General features: G+C 58.6%; 22 protein-coding genes, 2 tRNA genes and 1 pseudogene. 10 read left to right on the forward strand and 15 right to left on the reverse strand.

The genetic code is table 11. The annotated features are described in order from the left end of the window. The first annotated feature begins 61 nt into the window (after positions 1-61). Entirely contained in the window at positions 62-949 is an 888-nt protein-coding gene (locus I3J13_RS00405; RefSeq protein WP_196377690.1) for a DUF4344 domain-containing metallopeptidase, read from the forward strand. A 54-nt stretch (positions 950-1003) separates the two neighbouring features. Continuing rightward, positions 1004-1117, forward strand: a pseudogene (locus I3J13_RS00410) (DNA-binding protein); the annotation flags it as partial. 163 nt (positions 1118-1280) lie between these two features. Here I3J13_RS00410 and sseA read toward each other — a convergent pair. The 4 genes from sseA to I3J13_RS00430 form a co-directional block, all read right to left on the reverse strand. Continuing rightward, positions 1281-2702, reverse strand: coding sequence for a 3-mercaptopyruvate sulfurtransferase (gene sseA / locus I3J13_RS00415; RefSeq protein ID WP_142779048.1), 1422 nt, complete (start codon positions 2700-2702; stop codon positions 1281-1283). 16 nt (positions 2703-2718) lie between these two features. Beyond that, a complete protein-coding gene (locus I3J13_RS00420; protein WP_196377691.1) occupies positions 2719-3456 on the reverse strand; it encodes an alanyl-tRNA editing protein in 738 nt (245 codons plus the stop codon). A gap of 12 nt (positions 3457-3468) precedes the next feature. Next, positions 3469-4506: a cysteine synthase A gene (locus I3J13_RS00425; protein WP_035217756.1), complete on the reverse strand. Its 1038-nt coding sequence runs from the start codon at positions 4504-4506 to the stop codon at positions 3469-3471. Positions 4507-4628: 122 nt separating this feature from the next. Next, complete coding sequence (locus I3J13_RS00430) at positions 4629-6068, reverse strand: cryptochrome/photolyase family protein (protein ID WP_196377692.1); 1440 nt, start codon at positions 6066-6068, stop codon at positions 4629-4631. A gap of 189 nt (positions 6069-6257) precedes the next feature. Between I3J13_RS00430 and I3J13_RS00435 the strand changes: the two genes are divergently transcribed. From I3J13_RS00435 to I3J13_RS00445, 3 genes are all read left to right on the forward strand, one after another. Continuing rightward, on the forward strand, positions 6258-6527 hold the full coding sequence (locus I3J13_RS00435) for a DUF982 domain-containing protein (protein WP_003521573.1): 270 nt from the start codon (positions 6258-6260) through the stop codon (positions 6525-6527). 137 nt (positions 6528-6664) lie between these two features. After that, on the forward strand, positions 6665-7222 hold the full coding sequence (locus I3J13_RS00440) for a methylated-DNA--[protein]-cysteine S-methyltransferase (protein ID WP_196377693.1): 558 nt from the start codon (positions 6665-6667) through the stop codon (positions 7220-7222). Positions 7223-7335: 113 nt separating this feature from the next. After that, positions 7336-7779 (forward strand): TIGR02594 family protein, encoded by a 444-nt coding sequence (locus tag I3J13_RS00445; RefSeq protein WP_080817213.1) that lies wholly within the window; start codon positions 7336-7338, stop codon positions 7777-7779. A gap of 69 nt (positions 7780-7848) precedes the next feature. Here I3J13_RS00445 and I3J13_RS00450 read toward each other — a convergent pair whose 3' ends face one another. Next, on the reverse strand, positions 7849-8088 hold the full coding sequence (locus I3J13_RS00450; RefSeq protein WP_196377694.1) for a hypothetical protein: 240 nt from the start codon (positions 8086-8088) through the stop codon (positions 7849-7851). Between the two features lie 168 nt (positions 8089-8256). Here I3J13_RS00450 and I3J13_RS00455 point away from each other — a divergent pair, with 168 nt between their 5' ends. Next, complete coding sequence (locus I3J13_RS00455; RefSeq protein WP_059752573.1) at positions 8257-8616, forward strand: DUF2934 domain-containing protein; 360 nt, start codon at positions 8257-8259, stop codon at positions 8614-8616. Between the two features lie 85 nt (positions 8617-8701). On the opposite strand, the gene I3J13_RS00460 is transcribed toward I3J13_RS00455, so the two are convergent. Next, positions 8702-8776 (reverse strand) — tRNA-Asn (locus tag I3J13_RS00460). A gap of 176 nt (positions 8777-8952) precedes the next feature. Between I3J13_RS00460 and I3J13_RS00465 the strand changes: the two genes are divergently transcribed. Continuing rightward, positions 8953-9231 carry a hypothetical protein gene (locus I3J13_RS00465; protein ID WP_020811139.1) on the forward strand — a complete coding sequence of 93 codons (279 nt, stop codon included), beginning with the start codon at positions 8953-8955 and terminating at the stop codon, positions 9229-9231. A gap of 3 nt (positions 9232-9234) precedes the next feature. On the opposite strand, the gene I3J13_RS00470 is transcribed toward I3J13_RS00465, so the two are convergent. Beyond that, positions 9235-9879: an exopolysaccharide biosynthesis protein gene (locus I3J13_RS00470; RefSeq protein ID WP_003521567.1), complete on the reverse strand. Its 645-nt coding sequence runs from the start codon at positions 9877-9879 to the stop codon at positions 9235-9237. A 510-nt stretch (positions 9880-10389) separates the two neighbouring features. Between I3J13_RS00470 and I3J13_RS00475 the strand changes: the two genes are divergently transcribed. Together I3J13_RS00475 and I3J13_RS00480 are read left to right on the forward strand one after the other, a co-directional pair. Further along, positions 10390-10977, forward strand: a complete 588-nt coding sequence (locus I3J13_RS00475; RefSeq protein ID WP_059752579.1) for a YqaA family protein — start codon at positions 10390-10392, stop codon at positions 10975-10977. A 138-nt stretch (positions 10978-11115) separates the two neighbouring features. After that, positions 11116-11670 carry a dual specificity protein phosphatase family protein gene (locus I3J13_RS00480; RefSeq protein ID WP_196377695.1) on the forward strand — a complete coding sequence of 185 codons (555 nt, stop codon included), beginning with the start codon at positions 11116-11118 and terminating at the stop codon, positions 11668-11670. Positions 11671-11882: 212 nt separating this feature from the next. Here I3J13_RS00480 and I3J13_RS00485 read toward each other — a convergent pair whose 3' ends face one another. From I3J13_RS00485 to I3J13_RS00495, 3 genes are all read right to left on the reverse strand, one after another. After that, positions 11883-12086, reverse strand: coding sequence for a hypothetical protein (locus tag I3J13_RS00485; RefSeq protein ID WP_196377696.1), 204 nt, complete (start codon positions 12084-12086; stop codon positions 11883-11885). Positions 12087-12189: 103 nt separating this feature from the next. Next, the gene (locus I3J13_RS00490; RefSeq protein ID WP_196377697.1) at positions 12190-12450 is read right to left on the reverse strand and encodes a hypothetical protein; all 261 of its coding nucleotides are present in this window, start codon (positions 12448-12450) and stop codon (positions 12190-12192) included. Between the two features lie 138 nt (positions 12451-12588). Next, positions 12589-12665: transfer RNA gene (locus I3J13_RS00495), tRNA-Pro, on the reverse strand. Between the two features lie 218 nt (positions 12666-12883). On the opposite strand from I3J13_RS00495, the gene I3J13_RS00500 reads away from it, so the two are divergent. Further along, on the forward strand, positions 12884-13420 hold the full coding sequence (locus tag I3J13_RS00500) for a DUF1269 domain-containing protein (RefSeq protein WP_003521556.1): 537 nt from the start codon (positions 12884-12886) through the stop codon (positions 13418-13420). Positions 13421-13491: 71 nt separating this feature from the next. Here the strand turns inward: I3J13_RS00500 and I3J13_RS00505 are convergent, their stop codons facing one another. The 5 genes from I3J13_RS00505 to uppD all read right to left on the reverse strand — a co-directional run bounded on the left by I3J13_RS00505 (position 13492) and on the right by uppD (position 18701). Continuing rightward, positions 13492-14142 carry a hypothetical protein gene (locus tag I3J13_RS00505; RefSeq protein WP_196377698.1) on the reverse strand — a complete coding sequence of 217 codons (651 nt, stop codon included), beginning with the start codon at positions 14140-14142 and terminating at the stop codon, positions 13492-13494. Between the two features lie 172 nt (positions 14143-14314). Continuing rightward, entirely contained in the window at positions 14315-14464 is a 150-nt protein-coding gene (locus I3J13_RS00510; protein ID WP_003521552.1) for a hypothetical protein, read from the reverse strand. A gap of 79 nt (positions 14465-14543) precedes the next feature. After that, positions 14544-15785, reverse strand: a complete 1242-nt coding sequence (gene uppF, locus I3J13_RS00515; protein ID WP_059752598.1) for a polysaccharide biosynthesis O-antigen ligase family protein UppF — start codon at positions 15783-15785, stop codon at positions 14544-14546. After that, complete coding sequence (gene uppE / locus I3J13_RS00520) at positions 15782-17335, reverse strand: polysaccharide biosynthesis glycosyltransferase UppE (protein WP_080852228.1); 1554 nt, start codon at positions 17333-17335, stop codon at positions 15782-15784. Before uppE ends, uppF begins: the two co-directional genes overlap by 4 nt. 223 nt (positions 17336-17558) lie before the next feature. After that, a complete protein-coding gene (uppD, locus tag I3J13_RS00525; protein WP_196377699.1) occupies positions 17559-18701 on the reverse strand; it encodes a polysaccharide biosynthesis type 4 glycosyltransferase UppD in 1143 nt (380 codons plus the stop codon). Positions 18702-18710 lie beyond the last annotated feature (9 nt).

The following is an 18710-nucleotide window of genomic DNA, read 5'->3' on the forward strand; positions in this document are numbered from 1 at the left end:
TTGCGTGACTCGTTAGCTTCGGGAATCAGTGACGCTCCTCGTTCCCGGAAGGTCTGATTTTATGTTCCGTCGTTTTCTGGCCGCCGTTCCGCTGGCTTTCGTTTCGTTGACGGCTCCGCTTGAGGCCGAGGCGCAGGTCGCCTCCGGTCTCGATGGCCTGTCCGACGAACAGCTTCAGCAGGCGGTCAATTTCGTCATCGGCAACGCGATCTTCTCGCTATATCACGAGGGCGCGCGCATGCTGATCTCGGATTTCGGAACGGCGGACACTGCAAGTGTGCAGGCGCCGGCCGATCAACTGGCTGGCACGCTCATCCTCCAGGCCAACGAGGAATGGCTCGACACCGCGCTCGTCAATGCCACGGACAGCTGGTATCTGGCGCGTGAGGCGGAGACTTTGCCTGAGCATGAAGCCCCGGTCTTCTCCGCGCTGGTGCCCGACAGGAGCCGCGATCGCAACATGGCCTGCCTGATGGTCGGCCGCGACAAGGACGGTTATGGCGATCTGGCCGCCATGATGGGGCTCAACAATGCCGAATTCGACAAATGCGCCGCCGCCTATTCGGGCGTCGCTTCGGCCTGGGAGAATTTTCTCGCGCCCCACCGCATCCAGACGCCTTCCAGATTCTCCGTCAGCTACGTGCCGCCCCGCGACCCGGACCTTGAACCCTACGCCATCATGATCAAGGAATCGAAGGTTCTCGATCTCATCAGCCGCAGTTTCAGCAGCTATGGCCTGAAGGGGGACGTCAAGCTGACGGCCAAGTCCTGCGGCCGTCCCGACGTCTACTGGTCGGCGGAAAAGCGCGAGATCACCTATTGCTATGAACTCGGCAAGTTCCAGGCGGAACTGATTGCCGATCATCTGCTGAACACCGTCACGGAAGACAAGGGCGCTGCCGGCGGGCAAATCCCCACGGCCGCCGCAAATCTGGAACGAGAAATCTGAGGCCGGATTGTCGGACGCTGGCAATCTGGCTTCCCGATATGGGAGGAGAGTGCCGTGCCGAAGGTTGTCGTTCGCAATTTCGCCATCTCGCTTGACGGATACGGCGCGGGGCCAGATCAGAGCCTGCAGAACCCGCTGGGTGTGAACGGCGAAGAGCTGCACCAATGGCTTGTCACAGGAAACTAGCCGACGCGCGTCTGCGTGGCGAGAGAGTCCTTTTCAGCCCAAGGATTTGGGCTGACTGGATTCCTGTGACGAGCACAGGAATGAGGGGGTGGGGACCAGACACTCCTTATCGGAGAATGGCACGCGTTGCTCTCAAGGATGCTACTCAGTTGCGCAGCGATATCTCCAGAAGCTCGGTATCGGCAAGCGGCTCCACCCAGGCCTCATAGGTGCCGACGGGCGAAAAGCCCATCATCTGGTAAAGCTGCAGCGCGCGCGGATGGTCGAGCGTGTTGGTGGTCACCGTCACCCGTTGCGGATTGTCCTGCCAGGCGGCGTAAAGCGCCTGCAACAGGAACCACTTGCCGACGCCTGCACCGATTGCCTCTTCGAGCAGCCCGAAATAGGAAAGCTCGGTCACCTCGTCGCTCGCCTTGTTCAGTTCGAAGAAACCGGCGGGCGCACCGTTCATATAAAGAACCGTAACGCTGTTTTTAGGATCGCGCAGGATGGCGGAAAGCTCCGCATCGCTCATGCGCATGCGCTTTTGCCAGTGCCAGCGTTTCCCCACCCGCCAGTAAAGATAGCGGTAGAAATGCAGGGGAATATTGTTGACCCGCATCAGCGCCGTCTGGATGTTCACGGGGATCGGCAGGCTGACTTTCGGCGGCGCCGTCATTTCCAGCTGCGTCACATGCGCCTTCAGCGGTCCATGCGACAATGTGGGGATTGCATCCGCCGGACCGGTAACCACCGGCGTATCCTGCAATCCGCCCCATTCCGACCATGAGCCGTCGTAAAGCGAATTATCCTTGTGACCGAGCGATTCCAGCGCAAGCGTAATGACGGCGGCGGTGACGCCCGAGCCGCAACTGGTGACGACGGGCTTCGAAAGGTCGATACCGGCATCGGTCACCATCTTGCGGATGGCGGTGAGGTCCTTGAAGTGGCCGTTTTCGGAAAAGGCTGTCGCGGGCAGGCTGCGCGCACCGGGCATGTGGCCGGAACGCATGCCGGCACGCGGCTCGGCCTCGTCGCCCGTAAAGCGTCCGGCGCCACGGGCGTCGGCAATCTGCTTTTCACCGCTGTCAACGATGCCGCGCATCGCGCCAAGCGAGGTTACGCGCTTTTCGTTGAAATCAGGCGTAAAGGTTGCCGGTTCGATTTCCGGCGTACCGGTTTCGAGCGGCCGGCCTTCGCGTTTCCAGCCATCGAGGCCGCCATCCAGCACATAGGCCTTGCGCACGCCCATCACCCGCAGCATCCACCACACGCGCGGCGCGGAAAAGAAGCCGGGGCCGTCATAGACCACGATCGTATCGGTGTCGCTGAGGCCGAGCGCGCCGGCCTGTTCCGCGAAGAATTCCGGCGAGGGCAGGGAATGCGGCAGGCCGGTGGTATGATCGGCGATCTTGTCCTGATCGAAGAACACGGCGCCGGGCAGATGGCCGGCTGCGAATTCTTCCGCGCCGTTGCGCTTGTGCGCCGGCAGATACCAGGAGGCATCAACAACACGAAACCCGGCCGTGCCGAGCTGCTTTTCCACCCAGTCCGCCGAAACGACGAAACGGCTCTTATCCGTGCTCACGATGTTTCTCCCAATCTCAGGCAACAGCTTCAGGCGCGCCGAAACGAATGCGGAACCGCCTGTTCTCCTTGCCCTTCTTTTCTATCTTGGCAATGTGAATATCGCCCACTTCCTGCGTTTCGGAAACATGGGTGCCGCCGCAGGGCTGGCTGTCGATGCTGGAATTTTCGCCGATGCAGACGAGGCTGACCCGGCCGAGGCCCATTGGCGGGCGCACATTCTTGGATTTGACGATGCCCGGATTGGCCTGCAGCTCCTCGTCGGTGATCCATTGCAGGAAGACGGGATGGTTGGCTTTCACCAGCTCCATCAGCTTTGCCGTCACCTCATCCTTGTCGATGGTTTCCGACATGTCGAAATCGACACGCGATTCATCCTCGCCGACCGCCGCACCGGTAATCGGCCACTGGCAGACGACGGAGAGCAGATGGCAGGCGGTGTGCATCCGCATCAGCTTGTAACGACGCGGCCAGTCCACATGCAGGGTCAGTTTTTCGCCGATATCAGGGGAAGGCTGACCTTCGAGCGGCACATGGACGATCACGCTCTTGTCGGCACCGTTTTTGGTGATACCGAGTTCGATGCGCGACCCATCGGCCCGTTCGAGAAAGCCGCTATCGCCCGGCTGGCCGCCGGAGGTGGCGTAAAAGCAGGTCTGGTCCAGCTCTATGCCGCCATCCTCATGCACCGCCGTGACGATCGCTTCTGCGGTGGAAAGATAAAAATCGTCACGGAACAGGGCATTCACAGGCATTTCGGCATGTCCTCAAACGGTTTCGTACGGAACCGCAATCTCGCTTTTCGTCGCCAGCCACTGCGGGATCGGAAGTCCCTTGGAGCGCAGGAAATCCGGATTGAAAAGCTTCGACTGATAACGATTGCCGTAGTCGCACAGTATCGTCACGATTGTATGCCCCGGACCGAGCTCGCGGGCAAGGCGGATTGCGCCGGCAATGTTGATGCCGGAGGAGCCGCCGAGGCAAAGCCCTTCCTTCGTCACCAGATCGAACAGAACCGGCAGCGCCTCCGCATCCGAAATGCGATAGGAGAAGTCCGGCGTAAAACCTTCCAGATTGGCGGTGATGCGCCCCTGTCCGATGCCCTCGGTGATAGACGAGCCTTCGGATTTCAGCACGCCGTGCTTGTAAAATTCGTAGAGAGCCGCACCCTCGGGATCGGCAAGGCCGATCTTGATGTCGGGGTTGAAATCGCGCAGGCCATCTGCCACGCCGGCAAGCGTTCCGCCGGAACCGACCGAGCAGATGAAGCCGTCCACCTTGCCATCCGTCTGGTCCCAGATTTCGGGGGCCGTCGTTTCGATATGGGCCTGTCGGTTGGCGATATTGTCGAACTGGTTGGCCCAGATCGCGCCGTTCTCATCCGTCGCTGCAAGCTGTTTTGCCAGCCGGCCGGAGACCTTCACGTAATTGTTCGGGTTGGAATAGGGGGCTGCCGGAACTTCGACCAGCTTGGCACCGAGAAGCTTCAGCGCGTCCTTTTTTTCCTGGCTCTGCGTCTCGGGAATGACGATGACCGTCTTGTAGCCCAGCGCATTGGCGACCAGCGACAGACCAATGCCGGTATTGCCCGCAGTACCCTCCACAATGGTGCCGCCCGGTCGCAACTGACCGCGCCGCTCGGCGTCGCGGATGATATAGAGCGCCGCGCGATCCTTCACCGATTGACCGGGATTGAGGAATTCCGCCTTGCCGAGGATTTCACACCCCGTCGCTTCCGAGGCGGCTTTCAGACGGATGAGCGGCGTGTTGCCGATAGCACTGAGCGCAGAGGGATGAATGGTCATGATTGAGCCTTCTTGTCTGAGCGGAAATTAGGTGCCGTTATGTCCCGTTACAACCGCCTCAAGGCAAGAAATTATCTTCCCGGCTTTGGCTTAGCCACGCAAAATTTTGCCGATACCCAATTTTATGCGTTCTTCTTGACTTCGGCATAGGCCGCAAGCGCTCTTTCCCGCGCTTTTCCATGGTCGACAATCGGCAGCGGATAGGTCTTGCCAAGTTCGATGCCCGCCTTCTTCAGCGCCTCTTTCGGCGCTTCGAATGGCTTGTGGATATATTTCCGTTCGAGCTTTTCCAGCTCCGGCACGAAACGGCGCACATAATCGCCATCGGCGTCGAATTTTTCGCCCTGCAATATGGGGTTGAATATGCGGAAAAACGGCGAGGCGTCCGCGCCTGAACCCGCCACCCATTGCCAGTTGGCGGCGTTGGAGGCCGGGTCCGCATCGACAAGCGTGTCGCGGAACCATTTCTCACCCTTCCGCCAGTCGATCAGCAGATGTTTAATGAGGAAGGAGGCCACGATCATACGCACCCGGTTGTGCATGGTGCCGTGTTTCCACAATTGCCGCATGCCGGCATCGACGATCGGATATCCCGTCATCCCTCGGGTCCACGCCGTGAAGGATTTTTCATCGTCTCGCCAGCGGAAGGCGTCGAAACTGTCGTTCCAGTTTTTTTCGTCCAGTTCGGGAAAGTGAAACAGCAGATGGTAGCAGAATTCCCGCCAGACGATTTCCTTGCGAAAACGGCTGATATCGTTGGAGGAGATATGTTGCGAAAGCCCCTTCGTCGCGTGCCAGACGGTAGAAGGCGCTATTTCGCCCGACGCCAGATGCGGGGAAAGCAAAGAGGTTGCGTCCTTTGCCGGAAAGTCGCGGCCCTCTTCATAACCCTTCAAAGCGCCATCGATGAAATCGTCAAGTTTTTCCCGCGCCCCGCTTTCGCCGGGAGACCATATGTCGCCGAAGTGTTTCGCCCAGTCCGGCTTGGTGGGTAACAGTTTCCAATCGCCAGGCTTTTCCGATTTCGGCCACGTCTTCGGCGCCTTCAGACCCTTCGGCGCATCCGCTGGTGCGTGCGGCTCCTCGCCGCCCTCCAGCGCCCGCCAGAAAGGCGTATAGACCCGGTAGGGACCGCCGGATTTCGTCTGCAGCCGCGATGGCTCATGCAGCAGATGGCCGGAAAAGCTGTGAACCGTCAGACCGTCATCCCGAAGCGTCTGTTTCAGCGCCTTGTCCGTCGCCATGCCGGCTGGATCGTATCGGCGGTTCCAGAATACTGCCTCCGCACCGGTTTCGGATATCAGATGGCGCAATGTCTCGCCGGCGTCGCCGCTGAGAAGCACGAGGCGACTGCCGATTTTTTCCAGTGCGGCTGCGAGGGACGTGAGGGAGTGGTGAAGCCACCATTCCTGTGCGCCGCCCAGCGGGCCACATGATTTTTCCCTGATATAGACGGGGATGACGGGGCCGCCATGCTCCACGGCGGCAAGCAGGGCGAGGTTGTCCGAAAGGCGCAGGTCCTTGCGGAACCAGACGATGGCGGGGGAGGCTGTTGTCGGCATGAAAGGACCCGGTTCACTTCCGCTTGAACGAGTGTTGAAACGCTTTGTTCCGCAAATCGGCTAGAATGGAAAGATGGAGGCGCATGGTTTTTCGAGGGTTATTTTTTCGCCCTTGAAACCGCTGATAAAGGGAACCAACTGGAGGAGCCGGCGTTTGTCGCGGGTTAATAGAGCATGGAAGTGCAATCAATGTTGCTGAATGACGTTAAGTGGGAAAAGCCCGTTACCATCTCCCTTGAAAACGGTGCTCCCCGGATTTTCAATGGCGTTTACGAAGCCTTCGATTTTCTCCAGCATGAATGGCCTGAGCGTGGCGACAAGGTGCATGAACAGGCGCTGCGTCTGTGCCGCGCCTCGCTGATGGGCGACGTGGCGGGGGAGATTGCCCGCACGGCCTTCGTTGCCGCCAGCCGGCAGGCGCAGTGCCTTGTGGAAGAGCCGGGCAAAATCGCGTCCTGAACGGATTTTCGGAGCTGATGCGTATAAGGCCACCCGCCAAAAAAACGGGTGGCCTTGTTTGTTGAGGAGCAGGAAACGGGTTGTTTCGAATGCGGGATATGGCATCGTGCATGCGAAAAAGCGGATGAGCGACGGCAATGAGCAACCACTACGGCTATATTGTTTTTCCCACAGCCCTCGGCCATTGCGGCCTTGCATGGGCGGGGCGGGGCATTGTGCGCCTGCAATTGCCCGGCTCTGACGCCGGCGAGACCGAAAAACTCCTCCAGAAGCGCCTGCCATCCGCCTCCATCGCCGTTCCCGAAACACGCACGCGTGAGGTGATTGCAATGATCACCCGTTATTTCGGCGGCGAGGAGATCGATTTTACCGCCGTCGAACTCGATCTCGCCGGGCAGGAGCGTTTTTTCCTCGATGTTTACGCCGTTGCGCGGCAGATCGGTTGGGGCGATACGACGACCTATGGCGGCATCGTAAGGACCCTCGGTCTCGGCATGGAAAAGGCCCGCGATGTCGGTCAGGCCATGGCGAAAAATCCGGTGCCGCTGATCATTCCCTGCCACCGGGTTCTTGCCGCCGGCGGCAGGCTTGGCGGCTTCTCCGCACCGGGCGGAACCACCACCAAATTGCGTATGCTGGACCTCGAAAATGCCGGTCGCAGCGGCACTGACGAGGCTCAGGGCAGCCTGTTTTGAAGCAATGACAGATCAGCGCACATGAATAGGCGTCTGATTTCTGCCCATTTCTCGTCAAATTGTCGCTAAATTGTCACAATACACGGGCGCCCTCTAACATAAGGGCGAGACGTTTGAGAGTATCCGCGTTAATTCTATCGGTTGCCTTGTCTTTTACAGTCGTTGCATCGGCCTCTGCCGGCATGCTGAACCAGGCAGAAAAATACACCGGACTGCATGAGTCCAAGAACAACAAGAGCCTCAAGAACATTCTTGGCGCAAATCCCCGCAGCACCCCATGGTGCGGCCTTTTCCTGCATGCGGTCGCCAGCAAGGCCGGCCGGCAATCTCCCAAATCCTATGGATTTGCGAAGTCCTGGACATCCTTCGGTTATGCCGTGCCGGTCAGTCAGGCAAAGCCCGGCGATGTCGTCGTCATTCGCAACGGCCGTGGTTACCATGCCGGCATTTTGAAGAGCATGAGCGGCAAGACCGCCCAAATCCTCGGCGGCAACCAGTCCGGCCGGGTGCAGGTGTCGAACTTCAACCGCAAGGCCATCGTTTCGGTCCGCCGATAAATCTCCTGACATTTTTGACGGCATTTTTCGATAAAGGCGGGCTTTGACCCGCCTTTTCCGTTTTTGGGCCTAGGGTTGCTCTCTGGTGCCCGGCGCTGCGTCGCGCTGATCGTCGTCTTCCAGATCGGTTGCCACGATAAAGGCATCCTCATGCTGCCGCGCCGCCTGCCTGCGGGCCCGAAGGCTGATCGATTCATCCGGATAGATTTCACTGTCTTTGGACTTCAGCTCGCTGTCGGTTTCAAAATCCGCCACGTCTTTTTGTTGAATATCGAGAGGTTCGGGATTTCTGTGCCTGGTGCCGGTCATCGGAATTCTCCTGCTGTTGTCGGGGAGCAAACGATCGGCCGGCAAGGGCGGTTCCTTCGCTCGTCGCGAAATCCGCATTTACGGCTGTCGAAGGCGGAACAAACTCTGGCTTTTTCGGGTTTTCCATGGGCAGAATAAAGTCGGTGCCACGAAAAGAGGGAGGCCGTTATGGACCACGATCGCGAAGCCAAAATCCGGGAAAGAGCCCGCGCAATATGGGAGAAGGAAGGAAGACCGGAGGGACACCACGAACGGCACTGGATGGAAGCGGAGCAGGAAGTCTCCAGTAACGCAGGCAAGACGAAATCGGCCAGCAAAAGCGGCACAAAAAAATCCCCTGCAACCAAAGCACCGGCCAAAAAACCGAAGTCACCGGCCGTAAAGTCGCTTCAGAAAGAGCAGAAGGCATCTCATCCCGAGAAGGATGACGATTTGACCGAGAGCCTTGAAGAAAGTTTCCCCGCAAGCGATCCACCGGCGCTCACCAATACAACGCGGGCAACGAAACGCGCTCCGAAGAAAGCCTGAAGCCTTCAGGCGCAGAAAGCGCGACACGTCAATCCGGCCGGGAAGAAAGCCGTCTTACGCTCTTCGTCATATGCTTTGAGAGAAATGGCTCCCCGGGCCGGATTCGAACCGGCGACCTGTCGATTAACAGTCGAATGCTCTACCGCTGAGCTACCAGGGAACGTCCACCGCTTGGCGCGGTGTGAGCGGGGTAATACAAATGCTTTTCCGATTTGCCAAGCGGTTTTTTCAAAAAAAACGCATTCCTCTTGTTTTATCCCTCCAGAGTCCCGATTTTCCGGGCTTATCGCCGGTGAAAAAATTATCCACAGGCCAGATGCAAAAGGGCAGGATGGAATGAAATTCGGTATCGACCACAGAACGCACCGCCTCCATGTCGGAAAATGGAGCTTTGCCATGCCGCGTTCGCGCGTCGGCAGGATTGCGACCGGCTCGGCGCTGGTGGTGGGCGGAACGCTGGGTTTCCTGCCCGTTCTCGGCTTCTGGATGATTCCGCTCGGTCTCGTCGTGCTTTCCCACGATCTGCCGGCGGTTCGCCGCCAGCGGCGACGGCTGGCGGTCTGGTGGGCATCGCGGCAGAACCGCCGCGACACCCGCAATGGTGGCCGGCAATAAGTCTTATGCGCCGATGGAGCTGCTGATGCCCTGGCCGGCCCAGAAGGCCGCATAGGCGAGCGCCGCGAAATAAATCGCGGTCAGCCCCAGAAACAGGTAGCCCCCGAGCACGGTGACGCCATCCCTCTGAATCATCCCGGCTGAAAAAAGCAGGATCGCAACGCCTGGAAGGGTGTTGGAGAAGGGAATGAAGCCGAGCGGCATCATCAGCAATACGCCCGCCGTCATCAGCGCAAGCCCGTTTATGCGGTTGGCGATGATGCCGGTCGTCAGCGCGGGAATGCGCGGGCGAATGAAACCGTCGAGCTTGGAGACAATGGCGACGCCTTTTTGAAGGGCTGGAACGAGCTTTGCCGTCTCCATCTGCCGGTCGAGGATTTTTGCCGGCAGCCATGGCAGGCGGTTGAGGGTGATTGCCAGGCTGACAAGGATGATCGCCGCACCGAAGACCGTGCTGACGCCGGGAATGGAAACCGGGATGAGAAAGGGCAGGGAGGCGATTGCGCAGATAAGCAAAAGGCCCTGTTCGCCGATCGCTTCCATCAACTCGCGCAACGTGATCGTCTGACCCTGCAGCTTTCCTATCAGCTTCTCAAGCGTCGTGCTGAGCTTTTCAGACGTATCAGTGAATGCGAATTCGTTCGTCATGCGGCTTCCCGGAAGTTGTTTAACTTCGGGATTGATAACATCCATCCGGCCCGATGCCTATCGCCGATAGAAAAGGAGCCTCATCACATTTGGTCGGGCGGTTCGCTGGATCAGTGCGAAACCCAGTTGCTGTAGGCGCCTGCAAGAAGAACCACCAGCAGAATGACAAGTATGACCGGATTGATCGATGTAACGAAGTTTACATAGTCCATGATAACTTCCTCCTCATTCCTCCACCTCTTATTCTACAGCAAAAAGGCGAGTTCATCTACCGCAGGGTGAAATTTCGCATTGCAACAACCGGCTTGCGGTGAGGGCTGGAAATGCTTGTTTTTATGATTTTTTGCGATGCAAAAATAAATTTTCCAACATTTGCCATTCTCTTGCGTTGTCTCTAATCCTCATTCGGGGCCGGTCTCTCTGGCCCGCCGGCAACCGCATGAATCACCGCCGATATGCCTTGGCTCCCGCCTGCCTTCACTCCGCAACACTCTTCCCCGGGGACACGACATGCTGAAAAACATCTATGCCTGGACGATGGCGCTCGCCGCGCGCAAAACCGCCGTGTGGTGGCTGGCAATCGTGGCTTTCGTGGAAAGCTCCATCTTCGTCGTGCCTGCCGATGTGCTTTTCCTGCCCATGGTGCTGGCCAGGCCGAAAAAGGCGATGTTTTATGCGCTCGTGGCAACTGTCGCCTCGGTTCTCGGCGGCATCGCCGGCTGGTTCCTCGGTCATTATGCCTTTGAAAGCATCGCCCGACCCATTCTCGAATTCTACGGCAAGCTCGACAGCTTCGAGCATCTGAAGAACTCCGTGGATTACGAAACCATCGTTCTCCTGCTGGTGACATCGGGGCTTGCGCATCTGCCGCCGATCAAGGTCGTGACTATCCTTTCCGGCGCGGCCAATATCAGCCTTGGCCTGTTCATTCTTTCGGCGGTCGTCACGCGCGGCGCGCGCTTTTTCATCCTTGCCGGATTGCTGCAGAAATACGGGGAATCGGTGCGCCATTTCATCGAAAAACGCCTTGGCGCCATCACCGCAGCGGCAGCCGCCGCGCTCATCGCGGTCTATGCGGTTTACGTTTTCGTGCGTTGATCAAGCGCAAATTTTCTACTCTTACAATACTGTCGCATAACTTTCAGCTTACTGTCAGAATCCGCCTGTATCGGTTCTCTCGTCGAATGAGGGAACCGTTTTATTATGAGAAGATTCTGGAAGTGCTCCTTTTGGGGCATGGGTATTGCTGTGCTTGCGGCAGGCGGTTATCTCTACGCCATTCAGCTCCTGGGCAATTTTCACGAGGTTGTCGCGGGGCAGCTTTATCGCTCCAATCAGCCGAGCAATGAGCAGCTCGTCCGCTATACCAAAGACCACGGTATCAGGACGGTCATCAATCTGCGCGGCGCGAACGAATCCAAGGCCTGGTATCGCGATGAGGTCGAAACCGCCCGCGAGCTGGGACTTAATCATATCGATTTCGGCATGTCGGCAAGCCAGGAGCTTGACATGAACAGGGTCAATGAGCTGGTCGCCATCATGCGCGATGCGCCGAAGCCCATTCTCATTCATTGCAAGGCCGGTGCGGACAGGACAGGCCTTGCCACCGCGCTCTATCTCAGCCGCGTGGCAAAGCTTGATGAGGAACAGGCGGAAAGCCAGCTTTCCTTCCGCTTCGGCCATATCGGCATTCCCTATCTCTCGGAAACCTACGCCATGGACCGGACCTGGGAAAACGCGGAAAAGATGCCCGTCGTCGACGATTTCGCCATCGCCTCCAACGAATATTGAACAAGGCTTCGGGCGGGCGGTGTAGGCAACGGATGCCGGCGTCGCCCTTTGTCTGGATATCTAGCGGGCCACTGCACAGCCTTAAGCTTGTCGCTTTGCCTTGGCAGCCTTTAGCCGACATGGCGGGAGGTGCCTTTTGCCTGAAGACCTAATCGATCATCTGGCTTGCCGGCATGTGTCATGGTGCCCAAAAGACGGTGGCAGAGACAATTCTAATTCTGCCCCCCGCCCGGCGTCCATCCGCGCGTATATCCCCTTCCCATAATGGCGACCGCCAGGGAAAGCTGTTCCTGCAGATGCTCGATTTCGCCGAGAAGGGCTTCGACAGCCGCCTTCGCATCGCCGTCATGACACTGGATGACATATCCGGCTATGTCATCGGGCCGTATGGGGGTGATTTTTTCAGCGTCGGACATATTGGATGACCTCTCTTTTGTTCACTAAATGTTCTAATTTTAGCAGAGAGTCAACAAGGCAATGGGCGTCGCCCTTTACAGTCCGGCACTGCGGAGTTGAACGTTAATGGACCGACGGATCCTTGCCATCCAGAAAGCTGCGAATCCCGTCTTTCTCACACGTGGCCAGGAATTCTTCCCAGGCGTCTTTGTCGGTCGCGAAGGGTTCGTCCCAGGTGGTGACATCGTCATGCTCGCTGATGACCTCGAGCGTCCAATCCTGCTGGGTGCCAGCGGGCCGGTAGATATCAACCAGAACCGTGATACCGTCGTCTTCAAACTCGCCCGAGAATTCTGAGTGTTCTATTTTCGTTTTTTTGGCCATCTCGGCACACCTCATTCTCAGGCCTGGACAAACGTATAGCCCAATCCGGGCTTTTAAATTCACGCATGGCGCGGGTTACCAGATAGCTGAAACAAATATAGCCAGCTCTGGGGGAACTGGCTATCTATCTGATTTTAATGGTCGGAGCGGCGGGATTCGAACCCACGACCCCTTGACCCCCAGTCAAGTGCGCTACCGGGCTGCGCTACGCTCCGAACCTGAAAGCCGTTTATATATAAGCCTGTTAGGGCGCAAGCGGAAAATGGTCTTTTCATAAAAAAAGGAGCAAAGGGTGTGGATGGCGCAGAAGGGCCGAAGCGGCCCGGATGGGCGGCCGTCAAACGCATGACACATCCTCTTTCCATCATTGCCGGAACAAGCCGCCCGCTTCGGCGTTCAATCGCAGCGGAATTGAAACTCAGGGAGACGAACTATGTCCGAACTCGTCGTTGTTGGTTTTGACGGAACGGAAGTGGCCGACAGGGTGCTTCTGAAGCTTGCAGGCCTGAAAAAGGAATATCTGGTCGATCTGGAAGATGCCGTGGTTGTCGTTCGCGATGAAGACGGCAAGGTGCATCTGAAACAGAGCGTCAATCTGACGGCGATCGGCGCAAGCTCCGGTTTCCTGTCCGGCGGCCTCTGGGGCGGCCTCGTCGGCCTGCTGTTCCTCAATCCGCTGGCGGGATTTGCCATCGGCGGCGCCATCGGTGCCGGTACGGGCGCTCTTGCGGGTTCGCTGACGGATTTCGGTATCGATGACGATTTCATCAAATCGCTCGGCGAGACCATCCCCAACGGTTCTTCGGCGCTGTTCGTGCTGATCCGCAAGGTACAGCCGGAAAAGGTGCTGGCGGAATTCGAAGGCCTGCGCGGACGGGTCATCAAGACGTCGCTGTCGCCGGCGCAGGAAGCGCAGTTGCAAAAGGCGCTTTCCGGCGGAGCCGAACCGGCTGCCGCACCTGCCGTCTGAGCAGACGATGAAAGCGAGGCTGCGGCATGTTCCATGTCGCAGCCATCCGCTCGGGCATCGGGGAATTCGGCTTATACGGTCAAGGTGCCGTTTTTCGCCTGCGGCCAGGTGAGATAATAATAGCGGCTGCCGACGCTGCCGAAAAACGCGTTGTCGCCGGAAACGGTATCGACATAGGCGCCGGTCTCGCTTCTCGCATAGGCCGAGCCGTCGCGTTTGAGATGGTCTTTTAGAAAGTCGCTCCATCCCGTCATGGCGATATCCGAGGCCGGTCTGGAGGTGGTTTCTGTATCGGAGGCCACATCCCAGGCCTTGATTTGCGCACCCTCGGCGGGATCGGAGACGGTCAGCGTGCCGGCCGTCAAAGCCTCCAGCATGGCCTTGGCCTGCGAAGCCTTGTCCGGATCCGCGATCAGGTCTTCCAACGTCTCCTTCAGCTCCTTCATGAAATCGGCCTTGGTAATATCGCCGGAAGAAAGCTGGGTATCCGTGTCGTCGGTCTGCGCATCCTCGTTCGAGGTCTGGGCATATTGCGCCAGAAGCTGCGTGAGCCGCGTGTTGGTGGAAGACGAGGAGGAGGAGGTGTCCAGCCCGTAGGAATCGAGGAGAGATGTCCGCGTTGAGGAGGATGTGGCGGCGGAATTGTCTTCCTGCTCCTTGATGGCCTTGAGGGCCAGTCTGGTGGCGGTGAGGCGTGTGGACAGGTCGATGGAGGAGACCATTGCGCTAGCTGTTTCCTTGATCGGGCGATACGCATCATTCGTACCGAACCGGCTCGGCGGGCATCGATCCCGCCTTTCGTCTCCTCTCATAAGAAGACCGGGCGAATCCCGGCCGTGTTCGGCTTGGGATGCACCCGGTCTTAATGGTCGGACTTTGCGCGACGCTTGCGGATCAGTTCTCCTGAACGGAGACGCCGTTCGGGCCGATATTCATCTCGATCCCCTTCGGCTTGCTTTCCTCGTGCCAGACATAAATGCCGAGGCCTGCGATGACCACGATGAGCGCGCCGATGATGAGATAGAGATTATTGGTCTGCGTCATTAAGATGTCTCCCCGTTTGACAATCAGAATCGGGGGCTAAACGCATGAAATGGCGTAAGGTTCCGTAAGGGCAAGCGTTTCAGGCGGCACGCGTGCGGCGGCGCAGGCTTTCGCGTTTTTCAAGCGCCATGCATCCCCACAATATGCCGAGCAGCAGGAAGAAGTGTCGCCAGTGATCGGTATCGATGACGGCGCCGATCATCACATGCCCGACGAAAGTTACCCAGGAAATGATGAGGAAAGGCTGCCAGGGCCGTGGCCGCAGCAGATGCCTGAAACCGGCGGCAATGGTCCAGCAGATCAACACCAGATAGATCACGAAGCCGAACCAGCCATGCGTCGTCAGGCTCTTCAGCCAGATATTATGTTCGGCGGCGGGAAAGATATTGTCGAACACCATGGGGCCGATACCGAGCGGGTGTTCCATGGCGAGCAGGAAGCCGAGATAGTGGCGGGCAAAACGCCCGAGATGGCCGCCGTCATAAGATTGCACCGCCGAAGCGCGGCTGGAGAACAGGTCCGCCACCTGCTTGAACTGCAGCGCGATGATGACCGCCGCGACCATCAGCCCGGCGGCGACGAGAAACAGCACGAGGATCTTCAGGCGAAACGCGGCCGTCCGCTCCTTCAGCAGCATCACGAAGACGAGAAGGATGGTGGCGAACAGAAACAGGCCCCAGGCCGCGCGCGAGAACGACAGGAACACAGCAAGCGACAGGATGAGCAGCCCGGCGATCCGCCAGGGCGCATGCATCGCCTTGCCGGTGAGAAGGCCGTAAATGAGGTAAAGCGAGGGCGTCACCAGAAAGGGACCGAAAACGTTCGGGTCCTGAAAGGCGCCCTTGGCGCGGTCGTAAAGGGTGAAGACCTCGAAACCCGGAATGGCGTGGAAATATCCGATGATGCCGAGCAGGGCGGTAATCAGCGCCGCCGCAAGCCAGGCCCGGAAAATCAAAAGCAGCCGCTGGTATTTGTCCTCTATGATCGCCGCATAAAAAACCGAGGTCAGCGCCAGAAAGGTCGAGACGGCGAGATAAAGCGGTCCCTCGTCCAGATCGGCCATGGTGGTGAGCGAAAGATAACCGCCGACATTGAAGGCAAGCAGCAGGCACAGAAGCAGGATGACGGTGCGCGAAAGGCGAAGGCCGAGCAGGAACCACAGGGCCACCTGTCCCACCATCATCAGCTCATAGGGCGCCGGCTCGGAAATGACGAAACCGGAAAGGAACACGCCGAATGCGATGAAGAACGAACCGACGAGCCGCATGGCGGCCAGCGGCGCGTCGAAATCCGGTGCGTGCTGGTAGCCGGTGTGGGTCAATAGGCGTTTTCCGATTTCAGCAGCCGTATCGGCGTGAGGAACAGGATTTTCAGATCGAGGAACAACGACCAGTTCTCGATGTAATAGAGATCGTATTCGGTGCGGAACTTGATCTTGTCGCCATGGTCGATCTCGCCGCGCCAGCCGTTGATCTGCGCCCAGCCGGTAACACCGGGCTTGACCTTGTGGCGCGCGAAATAGTGCTCCACCACCTCGGTATATTTCAAGTCGCCCGTCTGGGCATGAACGGCATGCGGACGCGGCCCGACGAGAGAAAGGTCGCCGTAAAGAACGTTGAAAAGCTGCGGCAGCTCGTCCATCGAGGATTTGCGCAGGAAGCGGCCGACGGGCGTGACGCGCGGGTCGTTCTTCGTCACGGCCTTTTTCGCGGTCGGATCGCTGAGTTCCGTATACATGGAACGGAACTTCCAGACGTTGATCGTCTCATTGTTGAAGCCGTGGCGCTTCTGCTTGAAAAGGACCGGGCCTTTCGAGGTTGTTTTCACGGCAATTCCCGCGCCCACCATCACCGGCCATAAAAGGGCGATGCCGATGAGGCTGAAGGTGATGTCGAACACCCGTTTCGCCACCGAATCCCAGTCGCGGATCGGCTTGTCGAACACATCGAGCATCGGCACCTTGCCGACATGGGAATAGGCGCGGGGGCGGAAACGCAATTTATTGGCATGCGCCGCGATGCGGATATCGACCGGCAGCACCCACAGCTTGCGCAGAAGCTGGAGAATGCGCGCCTCGGCGCTGAGCGGCAGGGCGATGATCAGCATGTCCAGCTTCGTCAGGCGGGCAAATTCCACCAGCTCCGCAAAGGTTCCGAGCTTGGGATAGCCGGCGACAACCTCGGGAGAACGGGCGCTTTTCCGGTCATCGAAGATACCGCAGATGCGGATATCGTTATCGGACTGCTGCTCCAGCGAGCGGATAAGGTCCTTGGCGGTATCGCCGCCGCCGACGATGACGGCACGGCGTTCCATGACACCGTTGCGGCCCCAGTGGCGAATGGCGAAGCCGAGGATCAGCCGCCCGGCGAAGATCGCCACCGCACCCGTTGCATACCAGATGCCGAAGGCCTGCCAGGAATGCAGCGCATCGGGAAAGAAGAGGAGAAGGAAACAGGCAATTCCCACGAAGGAGAGGCACACTGCGCCCTGAATGCGGGCGAACATCTTCAGCGGCGTGCGCAGCGTCGGAAGCTGATAGCAGTCTCCGGCCTGCAACAGAAACACGCAGAGCGCCGCCCCCAGCACGCCGCCGCCGAAAACCGACAGAAAGGTTTCGAGACCGCGATCGGCTGCGATGCCGTTGACGATGGCGGCGATGACGACGAGCATCGTGAATTCCAGAAGCCGCAATTGCCCGATCACCATGTTGGGTGAATGGTTGCCGGCGCGAAGCTGGTTGGCGATCTGCCGTGCAAGCGGATTGAGAACGACGGTTTCGGAGGCCGAAGCCCCACCGGCTTCATGGTCGGAGAGTTTCTTGCGCAATGACGCCAGATCGAATTGCAGTCTGTCCTTGTCAGTCTTGGTCATTGCTTTGGTCCGCACCCTCCAGCGCATCGGCCTTAAAATCGCATTGGATTTTCGACCGGAACGATGCGCAACCTCAAAGTGGTAGAGTGCCCTTTGTGCATCCGAATGGACACGCGCGCTCTACGAGCAGAAAACTAGCCGAAACATGCTAAGAAACGTTTATGATGAGTTTCTACAGGACGGCCGGAATATACAATTAAAAATCGTGTTTTTGAAATGGCTATTAGGTCGATAACAGGTCTCGATAGAGTTTCATCATCTCATGCGCCATGACCGGGGTTGAAAATTTCGCCTTGAAGCTGTCCGGGCGAGGCATGATCCGCTGCGCCCAGCCGGCATCCTCGGCATCCTTGACCATGATCCGCGCCAGCGCATCGGCATCGCCGGCCGGTACGAGCGCCTCGCTGTCTTTTCCAAGGACTTCGGGAATGCCGCCGACATGCGAGGCAATGACCGTTTTTCCCGCCGCAAGCGCTTCGAGCACGATATAGGGCATGGCTTCGGCGCGCGACGGCACCACCACCGTCGTTGCCAGTTCGAAGGCCTGCCTGGCGGGCATGGCCGCATGCATGGAAATCCGTCGGGAAAGCCCGGCCTTGTCGATCATCGCCGCATATTTGTCCCTGTCCGGTCCGTCGCCGACGATCACGCCGGTCATCGGCTGGCCGATGCTGCGTTCCATTTTTGCAAATGCCCTGATGAAGACGTCCGGTCCCTTGAGGTCGCGCAACATGCCGATATAGAGAAAATGGGCGGCATCTTCGCGGGCGGGTACGGTTTCGAACTCGCTTTCCTGCACGCCGTTATAGATCATCGCAGTGCGGGTGCGCGGCCTGCCGACCTTGGCTTCGTAAGTCGCCTGCTCGAAATTGCAGACGAAACAGAGCGCATCGGTGAAATGCTCCTGAAACCGCTCCAGCCGCAGGAAAAGCTGCCCTTTGAGGCTGCTTCGGGCATAGTGCAGGCTGCCGCCATGCGGTGAATAGAGGCGGGCTACGCGATACCTGTTCGCCCGCAGGAGTGAGCCGATCAGCCGGGCAAGAGCGCCACCCTTGGCGCTGTGCCCGTGCAGAATGTCCGGCCGCAAACTTTTGATGTGCTTGTAGGATTTCCACAGCGCCATGAGGTCGCCGGGGCTGATGGACCGCCGGATGGGCAGGCGGGTGAGGCCAAGCTCCAGCATCGGCGTGATCTGTGCGAAAAGCCGTTCCTCGTGCGCGCCGCCGGTGGAGCTGTCGCAGACGATGCCGACCTTGTGGCCCTGTTTCACATGTTCTTCGATGAGGTCGCGCACATGGCGGAAAACACCGCCCACCGGGGAGCGGAAGCAGTGAATGATGCGCAGGGGAGGGCCGTCATCCGACACGTTCGCCAC

Origin of the sequence: Agrobacterium leguminum (assembly GCF_015704895.1) — a bacterium.
Classification (GTDB): domain Bacteria; phylum Pseudomonadota; class Alphaproteobacteria; order Rhizobiales; family Rhizobiaceae; genus Agrobacterium; species Agrobacterium leguminum.

Bases quoted from the DNA above. Each gene is read 5' to 3' on its own strand.
- I3J13_RS00405 (WP_196377690.1), top strand. From the start codon at position 62: ATGTTCCGTCGTTTTCTGGCCGCCGTTCCGCTGGCTTTCGTTTCGTTG.
- I3J13_RS00420 (WP_196377691.1), bottom strand. From the start codon at position 3,456: ATGCCTGTGAATGCCCTGTTCCGTGACGATTTTTATCTTTCCACCGCA.
- I3J13_RS00425 (WP_035217756.1), bottom strand. From the start codon at position 4,506: ATGACCATTCATCCCTCTGCGCTCAGTGCTATCGGCAACACGCCGCTC.
- I3J13_RS00430 (WP_196377692.1), bottom strand. From the start codon at position 6,068: ATGCCGACAACAGCCTCCCCCGCCATCGTCTGGTTCCGCAAGGACCTG.
- I3J13_RS00435 (WP_003521573.1), top strand. From the start codon at position 6,258: ATGTTGCTGAATGACGTTAAGTGGGAAAAGCCCGTTACCATCTCCCTT.
- I3J13_RS00440 (WP_196377693.1), top strand. From the start codon at position 6,665: ATGAGCAACCACTACGGCTATATTGTTTTTCCCACAGCCCTCGGCCAT.
- I3J13_RS00450 (WP_196377694.1), bottom strand. From the start codon at position 8,088: ATGACCGGCACCAGGCACAGAAATCCCGAACCTCTCGATATTCAACAA.
- I3J13_RS00455 (WP_059752573.1), top strand. From the start codon at position 8,257: ATGGACCACGATCGCGAAGCCAAAATCCGGGAAAGAGCCCGCGCAATA.
- I3J13_RS00465 (WP_020811139.1), top strand. From the start codon at position 8,953: ATGAAATTCGGTATCGACCACAGAACGCACCGCCTCCATGTCGGAAAA.
- I3J13_RS00470 (WP_003521567.1), bottom strand. From the start codon at position 9,879: ATGACGAACGAATTCGCATTCACTGATACGTCTGAAAAGCTCAGCACG.
- I3J13_RS00475 (WP_059752579.1), top strand. From the start codon at position 10,390: ATGCTGAAAAACATCTATGCCTGGACGATGGCGCTCGCCGCGCGCAAA.
- I3J13_RS00480 (WP_196377695.1), top strand. From the start codon at position 11,116: ATGGGTATTGCTGTGCTTGCGGCAGGCGGTTATCTCTACGCCATTCAG.
- I3J13_RS00485 (WP_196377696.1), bottom strand. From the start codon at position 12,086: ATGTCCGACGCTGAAAAAATCACCCCCATACGGCCCGATGACATAGCC.
- I3J13_RS00490 (WP_196377697.1), bottom strand. From the start codon at position 12,450: ATGGCCAAAAAAACGAAAATAGAACACTCAGAATTCTCGGGCGAGTTT.
- I3J13_RS00500 (WP_003521556.1), top strand. From the start codon at position 12,884: ATGTCCGAACTCGTCGTTGTTGGTTTTGACGGAACGGAAGTGGCCGAC.
- I3J13_RS00505 (WP_196377698.1), bottom strand. From the start codon at position 14,142: ATGGTCTCCTCCATCGACCTGTCCACACGCCTCACCGCCACCAGACTG.
- I3J13_RS00510 (WP_003521552.1), bottom strand. From the start codon at position 14,464: ATGACGCAGACCAATAATCTCTATCTCATCATCGGCGCGCTCATCGTG.
- uppE (WP_080852228.1), bottom strand. From the start codon at position 17,335: ATGACCAAGACTGACAAGGACAGACTGCAATTCGATCTGGCGTCATTG.